18 protein-coding genes and 1 tRNA gene are annotated in these 19786 nt (G+C 63.7%); 12 read left to right on the top strand and 7 right to left on the bottom strand.

Annotation, left to right across the window (positions count from 1 at the left end; genetic code table 11):
* Positions 1 to 7: 7 nt before the first annotated feature.
* Complete coding sequence (locus tag ETQ85_RS02535; protein ID WP_076600351.1) at positions 8 to 1876, bottom strand: tyrosine-type recombinase/integrase; 1869 nt, start codon at positions 1874 to 1876, stop codon at positions 8 to 10.
* A gap of 223 nt (positions 1877 to 2099) precedes the next feature.
* Positions 2100 to 2173, bottom strand: a tRNA-Gly gene (locus ETQ85_RS02530).
* Positions 2174 to 2241: 68 nt separating this feature from the next.
* Between ETQ85_RS02530 and thiS the strand changes: the two genes are divergently transcribed.
* From thiS to ETQ85_RS02510, 4 genes are all read left to right on the top strand, one after another.
* Positions 2242 to 2469 carry a sulfur carrier protein ThiS gene (gene thiS / locus ETQ85_RS02525; protein WP_148577554.1) on the top strand — a complete coding sequence of 76 codons (228 nt, stop codon included), beginning with the start codon at positions 2242 to 2244 and terminating at the stop codon, positions 2467 to 2469.
* A gap of 29 nt (positions 2470 to 2498) precedes the next feature.
* Positions 2499 to 3284: a thiazole synthase gene (locus ETQ85_RS02520; protein WP_148577553.1), complete on the top strand. Its 786-nt coding sequence runs from the start codon at positions 2499 to 2501 to the stop codon at positions 3282 to 3284.
* A 62-nt stretch (positions 3285 to 3346) separates the two neighbouring features.
* Positions 3347 to 4060, top strand: coding sequence for a tRNA (guanosine(46)-N7)-methyltransferase TrmB (trmB, locus tag ETQ85_RS02515; RefSeq protein WP_148577552.1), 714 nt, complete (start codon positions 3347 to 3349; stop codon positions 4058 to 4060).
* A complete protein-coding gene (locus ETQ85_RS02510) occupies positions 4057 to 4284 on the top strand; it encodes a hypothetical protein (RefSeq protein ID WP_148577551.1) in 228 nt (75 codons plus the stop codon). The genes trmB and ETQ85_RS02510 overlap by 4 nt, the downstream gene beginning before the upstream one ends.
* Before the next feature lie 19 nt (positions 4285 to 4303).
* Here the strand turns inward: ETQ85_RS02510 and ETQ85_RS02505 are convergent, their stop codons facing one another.
* Positions 4304 to 4618 carry a hypothetical protein gene (locus ETQ85_RS02505; RefSeq protein WP_148577550.1) on the bottom strand — a complete coding sequence of 105 codons (315 nt, stop codon included), beginning with the start codon at positions 4616 to 4618 and terminating at the stop codon, positions 4304 to 4306.
* Positions 4619 to 4730: 112 nt separating this feature from the next.
* Here ETQ85_RS02505 and ETQ85_RS02500 point away from each other — a divergent pair, with 112 nt between their 5' ends.
* Entirely contained in the window at positions 4731 to 5993 is a 1263-nt protein-coding gene (locus ETQ85_RS02500; RefSeq protein WP_148577549.1) for an AmpG family muropeptide MFS transporter, read from the top strand.
* 20 nt (positions 5994 to 6013) lie between these two features.
* Positions 6014 to 6733, top strand: a complete 720-nt coding sequence (locus ETQ85_RS02495; RefSeq protein ID WP_148577548.1) for a uracil-DNA glycosylase family protein — start codon at positions 6014 to 6016, stop codon at positions 6731 to 6733.
* 102 nt (positions 6734 to 6835) lie between these two features.
* Here the strand turns inward: ETQ85_RS02495 and ETQ85_RS02490 are convergent, their stop codons facing one another.
* Entirely contained in the window at positions 6836 to 8362 is a 1527-nt protein-coding gene (locus ETQ85_RS02490) for a helicase HerA-like C-terminal domain-containing protein (protein ID WP_148577547.1), read from the bottom strand.
* Between the two features lie 168 nt (positions 8363 to 8530).
* On the opposite strand from ETQ85_RS02490, the gene ETQ85_RS02485 reads away from it, so the two are divergent.
* Positions 8531 to 10057, top strand: a complete 1527-nt coding sequence (locus tag ETQ85_RS02485) for an extracellular catalytic domain type 2 short-chain-length polyhydroxyalkanoate depolymerase (protein WP_148577546.1) — start codon at positions 8531 to 8533, stop codon at positions 10055 to 10057.
* A gap of 77 nt (positions 10058 to 10134) precedes the next feature.
* The gene (locus ETQ85_RS02480) at positions 10135 to 10863 is read left to right on the top strand and encodes a YebC/PmpR family DNA-binding transcriptional regulator (RefSeq protein WP_148577545.1); all 729 of its coding nucleotides are present in this window, start codon (positions 10135 to 10137) and stop codon (positions 10861 to 10863) included.
* Positions 10864 to 10952: 89 nt separating this feature from the next.
* Here the strand turns inward: ETQ85_RS02480 and ETQ85_RS02475 are convergent, their stop codons facing one another.
* Positions 10953 to 11591: a PEP-CTERM sorting domain-containing protein gene (locus ETQ85_RS02475; protein WP_148577544.1), complete on the bottom strand. Its 639-nt coding sequence runs from the start codon at positions 11589 to 11591 to the stop codon at positions 10953 to 10955.
* Positions 11592 to 11930: 339 nt separating this feature from the next.
* Between ETQ85_RS02475 and ETQ85_RS02470 the strand changes: the two genes are divergently transcribed.
* Positions 11931 to 12356 (top strand): PilZ domain-containing protein, encoded by a 426-nt coding sequence (locus ETQ85_RS02470; RefSeq protein ID WP_148577543.1) that lies wholly within the window; start codon positions 11931 to 11933, stop codon positions 12354 to 12356.
* A 151-nt stretch (positions 12357 to 12507) separates the two neighbouring features.
* Here the strand turns inward: ETQ85_RS02470 and ETQ85_RS02465 are convergent, their stop codons facing one another.
* On the bottom strand, positions 12508 to 13149 hold the full coding sequence (locus tag ETQ85_RS02465; protein ID WP_148577542.1) for a PEP-CTERM sorting domain-containing protein: 642 nt from the start codon (positions 13147 to 13149) through the stop codon (positions 12508 to 12510).
* Positions 13150 to 13618: 469 nt separating this feature from the next.
* Here ETQ85_RS02465 and ETQ85_RS02460 point away from each other — a divergent pair, with 469 nt between their 5' ends.
* The 3 genes from ETQ85_RS02460 to ETQ85_RS02450 are packed head-to-tail and all read left to right on the top strand — an operon-like array spanning position 13619 to position 18936.
* On the top strand, positions 13619 to 15250 hold the full coding sequence (locus tag ETQ85_RS02460) for an ABC-F family ATPase (RefSeq protein WP_148577541.1): 1632 nt from the start codon (positions 13619 to 13621) through the stop codon (positions 15248 to 15250).
* 24 nt (positions 15251 to 15274) lie between these two features.
* Positions 15275 to 15925 (top strand): hypothetical protein, encoded by a 651-nt coding sequence (locus ETQ85_RS02455; protein ID WP_148577540.1) that lies wholly within the window; start codon positions 15275 to 15277, stop codon positions 15923 to 15925.
* Positions 15926 to 15957: 32 nt separating this feature from the next.
* On the top strand, positions 15958 to 18936 hold the full coding sequence (locus ETQ85_RS02450; protein ID WP_148577539.1) for a response regulator: 2979 nt from the start codon (positions 15958 to 15960) through the stop codon (positions 18934 to 18936).
* Here the strand turns inward: ETQ85_RS02450 and ETQ85_RS02445 are convergent.
* Positions 18899 to 19777, bottom strand: coding sequence for an alpha/beta hydrolase (locus tag ETQ85_RS02445; RefSeq protein WP_148577538.1), 879 nt, complete (start codon positions 19775 to 19777; stop codon positions 18899 to 18901). The two genes, ETQ85_RS02450 and ETQ85_RS02445, sit on opposite strands and share 38 nt — an antisense overlap.
* Between the last annotated feature and the right edge of the window lie 9 nt (positions 19778 to 19786).

Genomic DNA, 19786 nt, shown 5'->3' with positions numbered 1-19786 from the left:
CGTATCGCTAGGCGTACCGGGACAGTTGTGGAGTCCGACTATCGCGTTGCACCACCCTTTCGCTGACAGCGCTGCATACCAGATGAACGACGAGGTGAAGATTCTCCAGCGTCACTGCCTCGATGGGGGACTGCCCTTGGAAGAGATCGCTCGGCCGTGTGAGTGCATGGTAGATGTGCCACGTGTCGATTCCCGGGGGCATCTGCTTGAGGATGGTCTGGATCAGGCGGCGCTTGAGCGGATCGAGCTGCCAATCCGGCACGCGCTGTCCCCGGTTGCCCAGGCTGATCGACAGGAGGTTGCCGGCCTGGATTTCGTAAGTGATCCAGCGACGGGACTTGCCTGCGAGCTTGGCATAGTCGGCGACCGACAGGTTGTGCGGAGCCTCCAGAATGTCGAGCAGGATCATCCGCTCGCGCTGGACGTTGGAGATGGCCGGCTCGATCTTGGGCACGCGCACTGCGGAAAGGCGCTGCACCGGAGCCGTGGCCAGCGCCATGGCCCCCTGGAGCGGTTGCGACACCACCAGCGTGGGAGCAGCCCTGGCCGCCGACAACGGTTGCGCCTCCGCTTCGGTGGCGACCACGGGAAAGCCATCCAGTTTAATGGACAGCAGCGTACTGGCCGCTTCGACCTGCCCCTGCTCGAACAGGTCCAGCCGGTCCGCCCAGTCCTGCATCATGCGTCGGCGCTGCTCCACATACTTGGCGTGGTTGTAGGTTGCGCGAACCTGGTTGGGATCGACGTGGGAAAGCTGTGCATCCACCCATTTCTCGGGATACCCCAGTTCGTTGAGTGCGGTCGAGATGGTTCCGCGGATGCCGTGGCCGGTCAGCCGGCCCTTGTATCCCAAGCGATGCAGTGCTTTGTTGAGGGTGTTCTCGCTGATGCGCTGCTTGAGGCTCTTGTCCCCCGGGAACAGGTACGTCTGGGCTGGCTTGAACTGGTCGAGCATGTGCCGAACGATCTCGATCGCCTGCACGGACAGCGGCACGATGTAGGGTGGGATGTCCTCCGGCCGGACGTTCTCCTTCTGCATCTTCAATTCCAGCTGTTTCACCACCTCCGGCGGGATGATCCACAGGCCATCGTCGAGGTGGAACTGTTCTGGCGTCGCCAGCCGCAGTTCCCCGGTCCGCACGCCGGTCAGCAACAGCAGGCGGAGGCCAAGCTGCGTTTTCAGCTTGCCGGGGTACTTGCGCAGCAACTGCAAGAACTCGGGCAATTCGGGCATGCGCAGGAAGGGGTTGTGGCGTACCGGCGGCTGGGGCATGGCGACCACATCCAGGTCGGAGGCCGGGTTCTGTTCCAGGCCCGGCACGATCACGAGGGCATACCGGAAGAGTTGGTTGAACCAGGTGCGCACCTTCTCGGCGATGGATGGCGCGCCGCGCTTCTCGATGCGGCCGACGATTTCAAGTAGGTCGGCGCGGGTGATCTCGTAGATCGAACGCTTGCGCAGGCTCGGCAGGATGTCGTTCTTGAAGATGCGCGGGATCATCGACAGCGTGGTCTGCCGGCCTTTCTTGAGGCGCCCCTGCGCCCGGAAGGCGAGCCACTTGTCGTACACCGCCTCAAAGGTGTTCTGCTCGGCCTGGGTGGCGATGTGCCGATCCTTTTCTCGCTGCCGCTGTGGGTTGATGCCTTTGGCCACCTGCGCCCGCGCGTTGTCGCGGCGCTCGCGCGCTTCGCGCAGGCTGATCTCCGGGTACGTCCCCAGGGACATCCGCTTCTGTTGGCCCAGCCAGGTGTAGCGGAAGTGCCAGGACTTGGTGCCCTTGTCCGAGACCGCCAACGAGAGGCCGTCGAAATCGGGGATCGTGTAGTCCTTTCCGGTGGCCTTTGCCTGCCGGACGAACATGTCGGTGAGTGCCATGCTTGCTCCTGAACAGAGTCAGGAGTCAGATGCTCATCCCGGCACCCGCTCGGCCCAAGGAACAATCCGGACTCGAACACAACCGCTTTGATGGACTGCCGGATGGACTAATTTAGTCCAGCAGTGGGTGGATTTCGGTGGATCTCATTGGAATGTTGTCTAGCGAAAAATTCTTTTCTGACAACCGCTTATGGAACTCAGTGGATTTCCATGGAAGCCTAATTGGAGCGGGCGATGGGAATCGAACCCACGGCTCTAGCTTGGGAAGCTAGGGTATTACCATTATACGACGCCCGCTCAGAGGAGCCGGATTGTACGCATGGGCGGGGCGGAGGGCAACCGGCGAGGCGTGGTAAACTTCGGGCATGTCTGCTCAAGCTGCTTCTACTTCTCTTTTTCTGACGATCAACGGCGAGGCGCGTGCGTTTGCGGCGCCGGCCAGCGTGGCGTCCCTGCTCGACGAGATGGGGCTGACCGGCAAGCGGCTGGCGGTGGAACGCAATGGCGAGATTGTGCCCAAGGGGCTGCATGCCACCACCGCGCTGGCCACCGGCGACCGGCTCGAAATCGTTGTCGCCGTTGGCGGCGGTTGATCAACTCTCATTTTTGGACTGGCGCTTCGATGGACGATTTGCTGACGATTGCAGGCACGAGTTACGCCTCCCGGTTGCTGGTGGGCACCGGCAAATACAAGGATTTCGCGCAGACCCGCGAGGCCATCGTGGCGAGCGGGGCGCAGATTGTCACCGTGGCGATCCGCCGCACCAACATTGGTCAGGACCCGAACACGCCGAGCCTGCTCGATGCGCTGCCGCCGTCCGAATTCACCTACCTGCCCAACACGGCCGGCTGTTACAGCGCCGACGACGCGGTGCGCACGCTGCGCCTGGCGCGCGAGCTGCTGGATGACCACAGGCTGGTGAAGCTGGAGGTGCTGGGCGACCCGCACACGCTGTTTCCCAACATGCCGGAAACCCTGAAGGCGGCGGCAACGCTGGTGAAGGAAGGCTTTCAGGTGATGGTGTACTGCGCCGACGATCCGATTCAGGCGAAGATGCTGGAAGACATCGGCTGTGTGGCGGTGATGCCGCTGGCGTCGTTGATCGGCTCGGGCATGGGCGTGCTCAACCCGTGGAACGTGCAATTGGTGCGCGACGCGGTGAAGGTGCCGGTGCTGCTGGATGCGGGCGTGGGCACGGCCTCCGATGCCGCCATTGCGATGGAGCTGGGCTGTGACGGCGTGCTGATGAATACCGCCATCGCGCTGGCGCAAGACCCGGTGAGGATGGCCGGCGCCATGAAAAAGGGTGTCGAGGCTGGCCGCGAGGCTTTTCTGGCTGGGCGCATGCCCAAGAAGTTCTACACGGCGAGCCCGAGTTCGCCCACCAGCGGCCTGATCGGCAGCTGAGTTATTTCCCGATTCAACCTGCGGCGTGCCTCGGCGCGCCGTTTTCCATTCCGGATTCCGCCATGAGCGAAGAAGAACAGCAGCACCCGTCGGGCCCGCGCCTGACCTCCCAGTCGATCCGCAGTTTCGTGCTCCGCCAGGGGCGCATGTCGGACGCGCAGCATCGTTTCCTCGACGAGATGATGCCGAAGGTCGGCGTCCCGTACCGGCCGGAGGCGGTGGACCTGAACGAGGTCTTCGGGCGCCAGGCGCCGCATATCGTCGAGATTGGTTTCGGCATGGGGCAATCCACCGCGGTTATCGCCCAGGCCCGACCGGACGAGGACTTTCTGGGGATCGAGGTGCATGCGCCGGGCGTTGGCGGCCTGTGCAAGCTGATCGAGGAGGGCGGCATCGGCAACCTGCGTATCGTCCAGCACGATGCGGTGGAAGTGCTGCGCGACATGATTCCGGAAGGCTCGCTGGCCGGCGTGCATATCTACTTTCCCGATCCGTGGCCGAAGAAGCGCCATCACAAGCGCCGTCTGGTGCAGGGGCCGTTTGTGAAGCTGATCGCCTCGCGTCTGGCGCCGGGTGGTTACCTGCATTGCGCGACGGACTGGGAGGAATACGCCCACCAGATGCTCGAGGTGCTGTCGGCCGAGCCCTTGCTGGCCAATACTGCCGACGGCTTTGCGCCGAAGCCCGATTACCGCCCGCTGACCAAGTTCGAGAACCGGGGCATCAAGCTCGGCCACGGGGTGTGGGACGTGGTTTTCAAGCGGGTGGCAGGGTGAGTCTGAAGCGCCTGCCGGTGGGGGCCTGGCTGCTCGGCGTGCCGGGCCTGTTGTGCCTCTTTGCCGGGCTCGTGCTGCTGGCGGGGTTTGGCGCCGACCTGCATCCGCTGTTGCAGGAGTCGGGCGCCGGGCTGGTGCTGCTTGTCTCCGGTGTGGCGTTGGTCGGCAGCGCCGCGTTTCCGTTGGTGCTGGCCGAGCTGGCAGCCAAGGACGGCGCGGAATAGTGCGCCGCGGGCCGCGTCCTTAGCCCACCACGAAGCCCGGCACGTCGATACGCACGGCGGGGCGATCCAGGGCCACGCCCACGCAGGCCACAAAGCGCCGGGCCCATTCTCCGCCCTGCGCAAAGCGCTGCTCGCCGCCGTACTTGGCGACGTTGAGGATCACGTCGAGGACGAGGACCTTGCCGACCGGATTGCTGGGCGTGCATTCGAGTTCGTCGAATTCTTCCTGCAGCCATTCCCGGGCGGCATCCTTGGTCAGGCCGGCGATATCGTCGGCGTGCACGTGAAACTCGTATTCCCGGTCGGCCCGGAAGGCGACGGTGACGTGGTACATGCTGGTCTCCTCTTGTTTTTTGCACCCTGATTGCCGCATTTTTCGGTGAGCGGGCGCCGGAATCAAGTAACCGATTGTTATCATTGGGCGCTTGTCCTGATCGTCCTCCCCCATGACCGCTTCTCCCTGGCGCGCCCTCGCCAACCGACGCATGCTGATTTGCGTGCTGATCGGCTTCTCCTCGGGCTTGCCCCTGTACTTGCTCCTCAACCTGGTGCCCGCCTGGCTGAAGACGGAGGGCCTGTCGCTGAAGGCCATTGGTGCCTTTGCGCTGATCCAGTTTCCTTACACCTGGAAGTTCGTGTGGTCGCCGTTTCTCGACCGCTTCGCGCTGCCCGTGCTCGGGCGGCGGCGCGGCTGGATGGGGGCGACCCAGGTGTTGTTGCTGGGTGCCATCGCCTGGCTGGGCACGCTGTCGCCGACCAATCAGCTCGGCCTAGTGCTGGGGCTGACGGCGCTGATCGCCTTTCTCTCCGCGACCCAGGACATCGTCCTCGACGCCTACCGTCGTGAGCTGCTGCCGGAGATCGAGCTGGGTATCGGCAACGCCATTCACGTCAATGCCTACAAGCTGGCCGGGCTGGTGCCGGGTTCGCTGTCGCTGGTGCTGGCCGATCACCTGCCGTGGGCGCAGGTTTTTCTGGTGACGGCGCTGTTCATGCTGCCGGGCCTGGTGATGACGCTGATGGTGACGGAGCCGGTGGTGGCGGCCGGCGCGCCGCGTACCCTGCGCGATGCGGTGGTCGAGCCCTTCCGGGAGTTCTTCGGGCGCCACGGGGTCAAGTCGGCACTGGTGGTGCTGGGCTTCATCTTTCTCTACAAGCTCGGCGATTCCCTGTGCACGGCACTGGCCACGCCCTTTTACCTGGAGATGGGCTTCTCGAAGACCGAGATCGGCCTGATCGCCAAGAATGCCGGCCTGTGGCCGAGCGTGATTGGCGGCCTGCTCGGCGGCCTGTGGATGGTCAAGCTGGGTATCAACCGGGCCTTGTGGGTGTTCGGCGTGGTCCAGTGGCTGGCGATTTATGGCTTTGCCTGGCTGGCCTGGCTCGGCCCGGCGCCGGCCGATAGTGCGCGACTCGGTGTGCTGGCGCTGGTGATCGGCATGGAGGCGCTGGCGGTGGGGCTTGGCACCACGGCCTTCGTGGCCTACATGGCGCGCACCACGCATCCGGCTTACACGGCCACCCAGCTGGCCTTGTTCACCAGTCTGATGGCGGTGCCGCGCACCTTCATCAACGCTTCCGCCGGGTGGTTGGTGGAAGGCCTCGGCTGGTACAACTTCTTTCTGCTGTGCGGTGTGCTGGCGGTGCCGGGCATGCTGCTGCTGTTCAAGGTCGCCCCGTGGAATGAACGCCCGGCGGCCATCGCCTGATCTTGCCGTCCGGAATCGCCATGTCTCTCACGCCTCTCGAATCTGCCGCCCGCGAACTGTCCGACACCATTGACGGCATGCGCTTTGCGACGCCTGTCTCCCACGTTTACAACCCGCTGACTTACGCCTGGGCACCGCATGCGGCCTATCTGCAGCGTTATGGCCAGGGGCACCGCCGCGTGGTTTTCTTCGGCATGAATCCCGGCCCCTTCGGCATGGTGCAGACCGGCGTGCCCTTTGGCGAGATCGCCGCGGTGCGCGACTGGATGGGCATCGAGGGCGAGGTCACGAAGCCGGCCGGGGAGAACCCCAAGCGGCCGGTGGAGGGCTTTGGCTGCACGCGTTCGGAGGTGAGCGGGCGACGTCTGTGGGGCTTGTTTGCCGAGCGTTTCGGTACGGCCGAGGGCTTCTTCGCCGAGCACTTCGTCGCCAATTACTGCCCGCTGGCCTTCTTCGATGGCGGGCGCAACCTCACCCCGGACAAATTGCCGGTGGCCGAGCAGGGTCCGCTGCTGGCGGCCTGTGACGCGCATCTGCGCCAGGTGGCCGAAATCCTGCAGCCGGAATGGGTGATTGGCGTGGGTGCGTGGGCCGAAGCACGGGCGCGGGACGCGCTGGCCGGCTTGCCGGTGCAATACGGGCGGGTGCTCCACCCCAGCCCGGCCAGCCCGGCGGCGAATCGCGGCTGGAGCGAGGCGGCGACCAAGCAGTTGCTGGCCCTGGGCGTGTGGAAGGAATAAGGGCAAAGGAGGAAGCCCTTTGCCCCGCAGTGGGTCGGACTTCAGTCCGACTCAAGCGGCTGAACGAGTGTTGTCGGACTGAAGTCCGACTCACGGAGAGCTTTAGCGTCTCCGGCTGCCGCCGCCGAGGATCGAGCCCAGTACGCCGCGCACAATCTCGCGGCCGATGGTCGAGCCGACGGTGCGGGCGACGCTTCGGGCGGCGGTTTCGGCCAGTCCGGCGTGACGTCCGCCGCGCGGGCCGGTGGAGCCGAACAGGATATCGCTGAGGCCGCCGAACAGACCGCCACCTTGTTCGGCCGGGGCTGCATTGCCGCCGCCGTTGCCGACGGGGGCGCTGGCCGGCGTCGCTGTGCTGCCGCCGCGCAGTTTCTCGTAGGCCGATTCCCGGTCGATGACCTGTTCGTAATGCCCGAAGATCACCGAGTTTTCGATGGCGGCCTTGCGTTCGGCCGGGGTCAGCGGGCCGAGGCGGGAGCCCGGGGCAACGATGAAGCCGCGCTCGACGATGGCCGGGCGGCCCTTCTCGTCGAGGAAGGAGACCAGCGCTTCGCCGACGCCCAGTTCCATGATGACCGTGGCCGCGTCGAATTCCGGGTTGGCGCGCATGGTCTCGGCGGCGGTCTTGACGGCTTTCTGGTCTTTTGGCGTGAAGGCGCGCAGGGCGTGCTGGACGCGGTTGCCGAGCTGGCCGAGGACGCTTTCGGGAATGTCCAGCGGGTTCTGGGTGACGAAGTACACGCCGACGCCCTTCGAGCGGATCAGGCGTACCACCTGTTCGATCTTTTCCAGCAGGGCCTTGGGCGCTTCGTTGAAGAGCAGGTGGGCTTCGTCGAAGAAGAACACCAGCTTGGGCTTGTCCACGTCGCCCACTTCCGGCAGTTGCTCGAAGAGTTCGGCGAGCATCCACAGCAGGAAGGTGGAGTAGAGCTTGGGCGAGTTGTAGAGCTTGTCGGCGGCCAGGATGTTGATGACGCCACGGCCGTCGGCGTCGGTCTGCATCAGATCGGCGATGTCGAGCATCGGCTCGCCGAAGAACTTGTCGCCGCCCTGGGTCTCGATGCCCATCAGACCGCGCTGGATGGCGCCGATGGAGGCCGCCGAGATGTTGCCGTACTCGGTGGTGAAGTCCTTGGCGTTGTCGCCGACGTACTGGATGGTGGCGCGCAGATCCTTCAGGTCGATGATCAGGAGGCCCTGGTCGTCGGCGATCTTGAAGACCAGTTGCAGCACGCCGGTCTGGGTGTCGTTGAGGTTGAGGAGGCGGGCCAGCAGCAAGGGGCCCATGTCGGATACGGTGGCGCGCACCGGATGGCCGGCTTCGCCGAAGACGTCCCAGAACACGGTGGTGTTGGCCTGCGGGGTGAAGCTGTCGATGCCCAGGGCGGCCAGGCGCTCCTTGAGCTTCGGCGACTCGACGCCGGCGGCGCCGATGCCCGACAGGTCGCCCTTCACGTCGGCCATGAACACCGGCACGCCGATGCTGGCGAAGGATTCGGCCATCTTCTGCAGGGTGACGGTCTTGCCGGTGCCGGTGGCGCCGGTGATGAGCCCGTGGCGGTTGGCCAGTTGGGGCAGCAGGTGGATTTCCTTGTCCTTGGACTTGGCGATGAGCAGCGGCTCGGTCATGGGCTTCTCCAGACTAACGGGGCGAAACCATGAGGGTAGCCGGATTGGGCAAACGGGGCCAGCCGTGGGTGTCGCGGCAGCATGCCGGGAGAAAGCGTTTCGTCATTGTGCTTTGCACAAACGGCAACTAAGCTCAAACGGAGTCCGTCGATCCAAAGGAGATATGTCATGCCTTCCCTGCAGTCCCGATCCGCCTTTCGTTTTGCCGTCTTGCTGGCGCTGGCGCCTTTGTGCGCGGCCGCCGATCTTCCCGAACTGAATATCGATCTGGACCGGACCACCGTGTCCGGCATCTCCTCCGGTGCCTTCATGGCGGTCCAGATGGGCGTGGCCCATTCGGCCTCGGTGAAGGGGGTGGCGGCAACGGCTGGCGGCCCTTATTTCTGCGCCCTGCAGGATGCTCTGGGCGGCGCTGGCGTGACGCAGGCAATGCGTCGCTGCATGCAGGGCGATCCGGATTACGCCGCGACGCCGATCACCCCTGGCGATGTGGATACGATGGTGGCGTCGGCCCGTGGCTGGTCGGCCCGCGGCAGCATCGATCCGGTAACCAATCTGGCCGGGCAGGCCGTGTGGCTGTTCCACGGCTACAACGACGGGGTCGTCAAGAAGCCGGTGGTGGATGCGCTGCGTGCCTGGTACGGTGCCTTCACGCCGGCAACCCAGGTTTTCTATCGGGATGACATCAATGCCGGTCATGCCCAGATCTCCGCGGCCTGTGCCGACAAGGCTGCCGGCAGTTGCAACGTATGCGCGAAGACCGGCGGCAAGTTCATCAATGCCTGTACCGACAAGCCGGCTGCGGCAGGGCAGCTCTACGATGCCGCGGGCGCCGCGCTTCAGCTTTTCTATGGACCCCTCGAGCGCACGCCGACGACGCAACTGGGCAGTACGCCGAAGCCCTTTGATCAGGCGCCCTTCACCCGCCAGCGCAACGGCATGCCAAGCACGCCGCTGCGCCTGGCCATGGGGGACACCGGCTACGTGTATGTCCCCAAGGCCTGTGCTGCCGGTGAGCCGTGCAGCTTGCACATCGCCTTTCATGGCTGCCAGCAGGATGCAGGAACCATCGACCAGACCTTCGTGACGGGGGCGGGTTTCAACGAGTGGGCTGACGCCAACCGCATCGTGGTGCTCTATCCCCAAGCCCGTGCCACCTATGGAACCGCCCTTGGGCCGGTCAATCCGATGGCCTGCTGGGACTGGTGGGGCTACAACGACTTCCTCTACGATGCCGGCGCCGGTCAGTACGCCCGCAAGGACGGCGCCCAGGTTTCGGCCGTGTGGCGAATGGCCGAGAAGCTGGCTGCCCGTGGCAAACCGGCTGCTGTCATCGGTGGTGTCGTGCCGGCCCTGCGGGTCGTCGATCGCAGCGCCAGCCAGGTTGCCCTGGCCTGGACGCCGGTGGCGGGTGCCAGCGCCTATCGCATCCAGCGCAGCATCGGCGATGCCGCCGCGACGCTGCTTGGCACCGTTCCGGCTGCGCGGACTGCTTACGTGGATGGCGGTTTGAGTCCGGACAGTGTCTATCGCTACCGCGTCAGCGCCGTGGCGAATGGTGTCGACGGTGCTGCGTCGGCCCTCGTTGAAGCCCGCTCCGGCCCGCCCGCGCCGCCGTGCGATCCGTATTTTTCCTTGTCCCGCAATGCGCCGGTGACCAGGAACAAGCAGCCCACCAGCAAGATCTGCCCCTGATCTTGACCTTGCGCATGGGCAGCCCGCCTGCCCATGCGCTATAATTTTCGGCTTTCGATTTACAGGGTTAGCGCATCATGGCGGGTCATTCCAAGTGGGCCAACATCCAGCACCGCAAGGGCCGGCAGGACGAAAAGCGCGGCCGGGTCTTCTCCCGGCTGGCCAAGGAAATCACCGTGGCCGCCCGCATGGGCGGGGGCGATGCAAGCTTCAATCCGCGCCTGCGTCTGGCCGTGGACAAGGCCAAGGGCGTGAACATGCCCGCCGACAACATCGACCGGGCTGTCAAGAAGGGTACCGGTGAACTCGAGGGCGTCACCTACGAGGAAATCCGCTACGAAGGTTACGGCATTGGTGGCGCGGCGGTGATGGTCGATTGCCTCACTGACAACAAGACCCGTACCGTCGCTGACGTTCGTCATGCCTTCAACAAGTATGGCGGCAACATGGGTACCGACGGCTGTGTGGCCTTTCAGTTCAAGCATTGCGGCCAGATGCTGTTCGCCCCTGGCACGTCGGAAGATGCGCTGATGGAAGCCGCGCTCGAAGCCGGCGCCGATGACGTGGCCACCAACGACGACGGTTCGATCGAAGTGCTGACCGATCCGTACGCGTTTACCGCGGTCAAGGAAGCACTCGAGAAGGCCGGCTTTACCGCCGAGTTCGGAGAGGTCACGATGAAGCCTCTCAATGAAACCGAACTCGAAGGCGATGACGCGGCGCGCATGCAGAAGCTGCTCGACGCCATTGAGTCGCTGGACGACGTGCAGGCCGTTTATACCTCGGCCGTCATGGCCGAAGAGTAAGACGCCTTGCCCGCCGGATACAAAAAGGCCACCTCGCGGTGGCCTTTTTGCTTTGTCCGATGCGCCCGGCGAGCGGGCGCAGAGGCAAATTACTTGCGGCGACGGATCGCAGCCAGACCCATCATGCCAAGGCCAACCAGCGCCATGGAGGCGGGTTCCGGCACATTGGTGGTGGTCGGGGTGTAGTCGTAAACGATGGATGCGCCGCAACCGGCGGTGGTGTTTTGCGTGGACTGAATGTTGCCGCCAGCGCCGAGCACGCTGAAGCCCGAGAGGGACTCGCAGGTGATCGAAAAGGAACCGCCGCCAGCAACGCTGAACAGGCTGGTCAGCGGGGTCAGCACAGTGCTGTCGCTGGCGGTCAGGGGGCCGTAGGAGTTGGTTGCGCCGGAAGCCAGGGTCACAAAGCCGGTGCCTGCGGTCAGGATCAGGTTGGCGGGCGCCAGGTCGAGGCCGGCCAGCGAGGTGGCGAAGAACAGATTGACGGTGCTGTCAGCCTTCAGGTTCTGGCTCTGGGCGGCAGTGCTGCTCAGCGTGAAGCTGGTGGTTTCACGGCCGGACAGGGTCAGGGTGACGCCGGTCAGGGTGCCCAGATTGGCATCGAACAAATCCAGGAAACCGGTCTGGCTGATTTCGGTGGTTTGTTCGGCGTTGTTGAAGGACAGGGCAGCGTTGGCGGAACCCACGGACATGGCGGCCAGAACAGCGGCGGCAAGCAGCTTTTTCATTTACAAACTCCAGTTAAAAAGTCGAGAAAATCGGTGGCAGGTTCTTGGAGATGCAACTGCCTGCGACTTCATTAGCAAGCGCCGTGCCCGGCTTGGGTAGGTGTATAAAAATCAATGAGTTGCAAATGAAATAAAGTGTGTCTATTGATATGTGTAAAATTGCCCGACACCTGAATATCAAATGCTGTCTTTTCGTGATTAATGTCACGAAAGACTAAAAAGGATTGTTATGATCCGGTTTGGTGACTTTCTCTTTTTTGTTGTAAAAAAGGTTTGAAAGTATTTCCTGGTGATATTTTGTGAATGACGAGTGGTTTTGTTGTTTTTTGGCGAGGCTAAATGGCTGAGAATGTGACCGAAAGTGAGATCGAGAATCCCGAACGCCGCAAACGTCAACGCTTTGTGGCGAAGCGTTGGGGGAGTGTCTGCTTCTGGATACGGGTCGATGGCGAGCGTATTCCGCTTAACGATCTTTCCCTCGAGGGTTTCAGCGTACCGGCAGAGGCGCCGCTCCCGGAGCCGAAGACCTTTCCCTTCGTTTTGCAGATCGAAGGCATCCCCGACGAGGTCCGCGGCGAAGCCCGGACGATGAATTTCGTTGTCGGCGAGGGCGGTGGCCAGCTGGGCTGCCGCTTTCTGTCCTTTGTCGGCGATGGCGGCATGGTTCTGCACGACTGGCTGACGGCACACCTGATCTCCACCGCGACCCTGCGCATCTCGGAGAAGGAAGCTGCCGCCATCGTGGCTGGCCCGTCGCTCATCTGAGGCGCTGCTCAATGACCTGAGAAATTTGCTCAGGTACTGGAATACTTGCCGGTATCGGACTTCATGTTGTCACGCGCAAACAGTTGCTGCCTGCGTTTGTCCGAAAAGCGATACGGGGGCGTTCATGCCCCCGTATCGTTTGACCGCAAAATTACTTGCGACGACGGATTGCCGCCAGACCCATCATGCCAAGGCCGACGAGGGCCATGGAGGCGGGTTCCGGGACGGTTGTCGTGGAGTAGTCATAGGTCACCGTGATCTGGGCCAGGGCTGCGGTGCTGACCTGGGTCAGCAGGTTGCCCGCGCCTGAGGCGGAGGTTTGACCTTGAGCGTTGACCGTGATGCCGTAAGTGTCCAGGCCTTGAAAGGCGCTCAGTGCGTTGAGCAGGGTGAGGGTTTCGGACTTGGAGGCGCTGAAGGGGCCGACTATGGCGCCGGAAGTGCCGCCAAAATCGATGATCCCGTCGAAGGCTGAAAGCAGGATGTTGCCCGAGCCGCCGATGCTCAAGGTCTGGCTGAGCGGGCCGCCGAAGATGAGCGCTGCGCCGCTCGTTGCGGTGATAGTGCTGGATGTCGCGTCGAGGCTTTCAACCCTGAGTGTGGTGAGAACGTCGCCCCCGTAATTGAAGGTCACGGAGTTCAGGTGGCCCAGCGTGGTGTCGAACTTTTGCAGGGTCAGTTCCTGGCTCCAGTTGGTGGTGGCCAGACCGTACGAGTCCGAGAAGGAAATGGTGGCAGCTTGAGCGCCACCGGCAAGTGCGACCAAGGAGAGAGCGAGCAGTTGTTTTTTCATGTTGAAACTCCAGTTGTAGTGGTCAAGCGGGGTTGGTCAAGCAATTTTTTTGACGTGCTGCAGATTTGCTCACATCAACTCGCAATGCACCGTTCGTGCCATGCCATTTACTTTATTTAAATCAAGTATTTGATTATTTTAAAAAAATAATTTTATATTTTTGTAAAATATTCCGACGGTTTTTTTTGCCAAAACAGTGTCATTCACTGGTTATGCTGGCGTCGATGGCCCGCGTGGCAGCACCCTGAATTGTCGGGATGGCTGTTTTTCACCGCCGGGAGTCTGCTGCCCCGGAAACGTGGCCCCTGCCATCGTGGCCGGCCCGGCGTGCATCTGACGCACCGCATCATCTCCTGAGAAATTTGCTCAGGTACTTGAAAAATCGGTAAAATTTGGGTTAGCTTCGCCGGCCACGAGCCGGCGTTTTCGTTTGGCCGTTCTGGTCGCCGGAAGTTAAGGAATTCGTGTCGTGCTTATCGCCAACAACATCACCATGCAGTTCGGGGCCAAGCCCCTTTTCGAGAACGTCTCCGTCAAGTTCGGCGACGGCAACCGCTACGGTCTGATCGGGGCCAACGGGGCGGGCAAATCCACTTTCATGAAGATCCTGGCCGGGGTGCTGGAGCCCAGCGCCGGCAACGTCGCCCTCGACAGCGGCGAGCGCATGGCCTTTCTGAAGCAGGACCAGTTCGCCTATGAAGACGTGCGGGTGCTTGACGTGGTGATGCAGGGCCATACCCAGATGTGGGAGTGCATGCAGCAGAAGGACGCCATCTACGCCAACCCGGAGGCCACCGAGGACGACTACATGAAGGCGGCCGAGCTGGAAGGCCACTTCGCCGAGTACGACGGTTACACCGCCGAGGCCCGTGCCGGCGAGCTGCTCCACGGCGTCGGCATTCCCACCGAACAGCACGGCGGCCTGATGCGCGAAGTCGCACCCGGCTGGAAGCTGCGCGTGCTGCTGGCCCAGGCGCTGTTTGCCAATCCGGAAATCCTGTTGCTCGACGAACCGACCAACAACCTGGACATCAACACGATCCGCTGGCTGGAGGAAGTGCTCAACCAGCGCAACTCCACGATGATCATCATCTCCCACGACCGTCACTTCCTGAACCAGGTGTGTACCCACATGGCGGATCTGGACTACGGCCGCATTCAGGTATGGCCGGGTACGTGGGATGACTACATCGAGGCGTCCACCCAGGCCCGCGAGCGTCAGTCGAACGCCAACCAGAAGGCCAAGGAAAAGGTCCAGGAGCTGCAGGAGTTCGTGCGCCGCTTCTCGGCCAACAAGTCCAAGGCCCGTCAGGCCACCAGCCGGGCCAAGCAGATCGACAAGATCAAGATCGAGGAATTCAAGCCGTCGAGCCGCCAGTACCCGTGGATCCGTTTCGACTACGACGAGAAGGACAAGCTGCACCGTCAGGCCGTCGAGATCGAAAACCTCACCTTCGGCTACGATCCGGCCCACCCGATCATCAAGAACTTCACCTTCACGGCGGATGCCAACGACCGCATCGCCATCATCGGCGAGAACGGCATCGGCAAGACCACGCTGCTCAAGCTGCTGGTCGGCACCGGCCTGCACGGTCTGGCGCCCCAGTTCGGCACCATCAAGTGGGCCGAGAAGGCCAAGCTCGGCTATTACGCCCAGGACCACGCCGAAGACTTTGCGGTGGACGAGAACCTCACCGACTGGATCAGCGGCTACGTGCGCGAAGGCGGCTATGAGGGCGACGACGCCGAAACCCTGATCCGTGGCACCCTCGGACGCCTGCTCTTCAAGGGCGACGACGTGAAGAAGTCGGTCAAGGTGATTTCCGGTGGCGAGCAGGGCCGCATGCTGTTCGGCAAGCTGATGCTCCAGCGCAAGAACGTGCTGCTCCTCGACGAGCCGACCAACCACATGGATATGGAGTCCATCGAGTCCCTCAACTCGGGTATCGCCGATTTTGGCGGCACGCTGATCTTCGTGTCCCACGACCGGGCCTTCGTGTCGTCGATCGCCACCCGCATCCTTGAAATCCGCGGCCCGGGCGATATCGTCGACTACCGTGGCACCTACGAGGAATATCTGTCCAGCCAGGGCATCGAGTAAGCCTTCCCCGGGGGCGGCCTTGTCATGACTTCCTCGCCCCTGTTGGCCCTTGTCGCCAGCCTGACCATCCTCGTGGGGCTGGCGATCGACCGTTTTGGCGGTGCCTGGGGGCAGCCTCTGGTCAGCATCTGGGTGTGGGGATTGCTCGGCGTGCTGCTGCACCGCAGCGCCGGCCTGCGCCTCCAGTTGCTGGCCTGTCTGGTCATTGCCACCGCGGGTGAAGTGGTGCTGTCCCTGGTCTGGGGGCTCTACGATTACCGGCTCGGCAACCTGCCGCTGTTCGTTCCGCCCGGCCATGTTCTGCTTTACTGGCTCGGACTGTATCTGGCCGAGCGCCTGCCCGGGCGGCTGCTTGCTCTTGCTCCGTGGCTGGCCCTGCTGGCGGTCAGCGTGCTGGCACTGGCCGGGCTCGACTGGCTGGGGCCGCCGCTGTGCCTGATTTTCCTCCTCTGCATGCGCTGGGGGCCGTCGCCGCGGCTTTACGTGACCATGTTCCTGCTTTCGCTGCTCATGGAGTTGTGGGGCACCTGGCTGGGTAACTGGAGCTGGCGCAGCACGGTGCCGGGGCTTGGCTGGCCGGTCAGCAATCCGCCGCTGGCGGCGGGGGCTTTTTACTGTGTGCTGGATCTCATCAGTGAATCGGTGCGTCGCCGCCAACGCTGCCACGCGGTGTGACGCATACGCCAGTGTAAACTTGCTGTCCGGTTATGAAACTCAGCAAGTTATCCCTCCTTTTTTCGGCAGCCCTGCTGCTGATTGTCGCCATCAACGGCTCCATTTCCCTTCTGGTTCTGAACGCCTTTGACCGGGCCCAGACGGTGGCCGATCAGCGTGTCGCCACCCTGCGCGTGGTCGAGGTCCTGCATCAGGAGATGGATGCCTTGTCGCGTCTGGTCCGTACGTATGTCGTGACCGGGCAAACCCGTTATCTCGGCTATTACCACGCGATCCTGGATATTCGTGAGGGCCGCAAGCCGGTCGTGGAGGATGGCGATCCGAGCACTTTCTGGGACCGGGTCATTGCCGGGCAGACGCCTTTCGTCCCGCCCGTCGATGGGGTGCGCATGTCGATGCGGGCCCGCATGGTGGCCCAGGGGTTTCATGGCGCTGAAATCGCGGCGCTGGAGAGCGTGATTGCCGAAGCCGAAGCGCTGAGGGCCATCGAGCAGGTGGCTTTTGCGGCGACCCGGGGTTTGTACGATCCGCGCACCCGCACCTTCGTGTCGAAGGGCGTGCCGCATCCGGAGCTGGCCATCAAGATGGTCTTTGGCGAGGATTACGATCGCCATCGCCTCAGGGTGGTGACGGCGGTCGCTACCTTGATTGAACAGGTGGATCAACGGACCAGTGCCGAAGTGGCCGAGGCGCGGGGGCGTCTGCGAAACTGGATCGTTGCCTCGATTTTCAGCATGGCGATGACGGCCTTGCTGGTCTTGCTGGCTTTTCGGACAACCCAGAACAAGGTCCTCCAGCCCATCGAGGACATGTGTGCAGTGACCGGCAAACTGGCGCGGGGGCAGTATGAGGTACGTCTGACCGGTGATGATGGGGTGGAGGAGGTGCAGGCCCTGCGCGACACGCTCAACTCGATGGCCCGGGCCATCGAGACCGATATTCGCGAGCGTGAGGCCATCGAACAGAAACTCAAGGATGCCGGCGCCCGCGCTGAACAGGCGACTCAGGCCAAGTCCATGTTCCTGGCCAACATGAGCCACGAGATTCGCACCCCCCTCAATGCCGTGATCGGCATGGCCGATCTCATGCTTCACAGCAAGCTGCAGCCCCGCCAGCGGGATTACGCCGAGAAGATTCGCGGAGCCGGCCGGGCTCTTCTCGACATCCTCAACGACATTCTCGATTTCTCCAAGATCGAGGCCGGTCGGCTGGAACTGGAGAATATTCCGTTCCGGCTCGAGCAGGTCGTTGCCAGTGCCTTTTTGCAGGTCGAGCGGGCCGCTCTCGAAAAAGGAGTGGAGCTGCTTTTCGAGGCCCGGCCGGAGAGCGCTGCGGTGCTCAATGATCAACTGCTCGGTGACCCCCTGCGGATCGGTCAGGTGCTCTCCAACCTGCTGTCCAATGCGGTCAAGTTCACGCCCGCCGGCCACGTTGCCCTGCGGGTGGACGGCCAGGAGCAGGAGGGCCGCACCGTGATGCTCAGCATCACGGTCGAAGACACCGGAATCGGCATGCGGGCCGACCAGATCAACAGGCTTTTCGACGATTTCGTCCAGGCCGACGGCGCCACCACGCGTCGCTTCGGCGGCACCGGGCTGGGCTTGGCCATCGTGCGCCGGCTGGTCGATGCCATGGGAGGCGAGATCCGCGTGCGCAGCGCCCCCAAGCGCGGCAGTGTCTTCCAGGCACTGATCCCGGTACGCCGTGACGAGACCTGTCATGCGCCATCCGTGGCAGCCGCGCCGACCGCCTTGAGCGTGCTGGTGGCTGATGACTATCCCGAAGCGCGGCTGGCCCTGATCGACCTGCTCAATTTCGAGGGCATCGACGAAGTCGACTCGGTGAGCAGCGGGGCCGAAGTGCTCGAATGCCTCGAGTCGGCCCATGCGGCCGGGCGGGCCTATGACTTGCTGTTTCTCGACTGGTCTCTGCCGGACCGGGATGGGGGGGCCGTGCTGGCGGCCCTGCGCGTGCGGCCCGAACTGGCCCCGCGTCACATCGCGCTGCTGTCGGTGCCGCGCAGCGTGGACAGCGATGCGCTGGGGATTCATCCGGATGGCCTGCATTTTTGCGACAAGCCGTTGCTGCCCGGCGGCCTGCGCCGTCTGTGCGACGAGATTCTCGGCCGCAGTCAGACGGTGTTGCCAGGCAGTGCGGTGGACACCGGGTCCCTTGATGGCCTGCGCGTGTTGCTGGTGGAGGACAACGCGACCAGCCGCGATGTGGCCATCGCCCTGATGGGGCGCTGGGGCGTGGAGGTGGACACCGCCGTGGATGGGCGCGATGCGCTGGCCCAACTGGCCGCCCAGCCCGCCGACCATTACGCACTGGTCTTCATGGACCTGCAGATGCCGGTGATGGATGGTTACGAGGCGATCCGCCAGATTCGGGCCCAGCCGGCGCTGGCCGGGCTGCCGGTGTATGCGCTGTCGGCCCACAGCGGGCGCAGCGTCCTGGAGCGTTGCCTGGCGCTGGGGATGAACGGCAGCCTGAACAAACCCTACGAGCTGAACGACCTGCATGGCGTGCTGGCCCGGCATCATCGCGGCGGTGGGATCCCCGGCGGGCCGCCGCTTTTGCCGCCCTCCGGTGGCGCCGCCGTGGCGGGGCTGGACGGCATTCCCGGCCTCGACCCCCAGTGTGCAATCAATGATACGGGCATCAGCCCAACGCTCTATCCCCGGCTGCTGTCCAAGTTCCGCAAACAGTTTGCCGATGGCCCGCTGGGTTTGCGCATCGATGTGCAAGAGCGGGCCTGGGAACGGGTGGTGCCTTTCGCCCATACCCTCAAGGGGCGCGCCGGCCTGCTCGGCATGGCCGAGGTATCCAGCATTGCTGGTCGGCTGGAGGCCGCGGCCAATGCCCGTGACTGTGCCCGTGCACTTGCCGCGCTGCAGGCGCTTGAACTCTGCTTGCGCCCGATCGTCGAGGGGCTGGGGCGAATTCTGCCGGCCGAGGTGGAGGAGGACGCTGCTACCTTGCCGGAGCCGGCTCTCCAGTCAGGGCCATGAGGCGCCGGGAGAGGCCGTCCAGGTAGGCCGGGAAGCGCTGGATGTCGCCATGGCGGGCGCCTTCCACCTGTACCAGTTCGGCCTGTCCGCCGCTTGCCGTGAGCAGCGCCTGGGCGTGGGCGAAGGGAATGACCTCGTCACGGTCGCCGTGGGTGATCAGGACCGGGCTTTTCAGGGTGCCCATCAGCTGGTCGCTGCGCAGGGGGTATTTCAGCAGCATCCCCGGGACCAGCGGAAAACGCTCTTTCGCCACCTGTTCGAGGCTGGCGTAGGGCGACACCAGTACCAGCAGGTCCGGCGTCACGTCGGCTGCCAGGCGGGCGGCGAGGCCGCTACCCAGTGAGCGGCCGAGGATCACCACCGGCTTGCCCGTGTAGGCCGGGGCGACCCGGTCCCAGGCGGTGCGTACGTCGGCGTGCAACTGGGCCTCGCTGGCGATGTGGCCAGTGCTCTTGCCGAAACCCCGGTAGTCGAGCATGAAGAGATCGAATCCGAGGCGCCGGTAATAGTCCACGTTGTTGGTCCAGGTGACCAGGTTGCCCGCATTGCCGTGCAGGTAGAAGACCAGCCCGCGACTGGCCGGCTGGCGGAACAGCAGGGCGTCGAGTTCGGCACCGTCTACTGCAATGCGCATCTCTTCGAAGTCCTGCTCGGGCGGGTAGCGACCGGCGAAGCTGAAGTCGGCGGGCAGTGCTTCCGGGTGGAAGAGCAGGCTCTCCTGGTTCAGTCCGATGCCGGTGATGACCGCGCCGTAGCCCAGCAGCAGGACGGTGAGCAGGCTGAAGAGCAGTCCCCGCTGTCGTCGCGCCGGGTGTGTGGGCTGTGTGCGGACGGCGAGCATGGCGATTCT

The organism is Zoogloea oleivorans, assembly GCF_008107625.1.
GTDB lineage: Bacteria > Pseudomonadota > Gammaproteobacteria > Burkholderiales > Rhodocyclaceae > Zoogloea > Zoogloea oleivorans.
The sequence above is the reverse complement of the archived record's forward strand: the minus strand, read 5'-3'. Positions and strand labels throughout refer to the sequence as shown.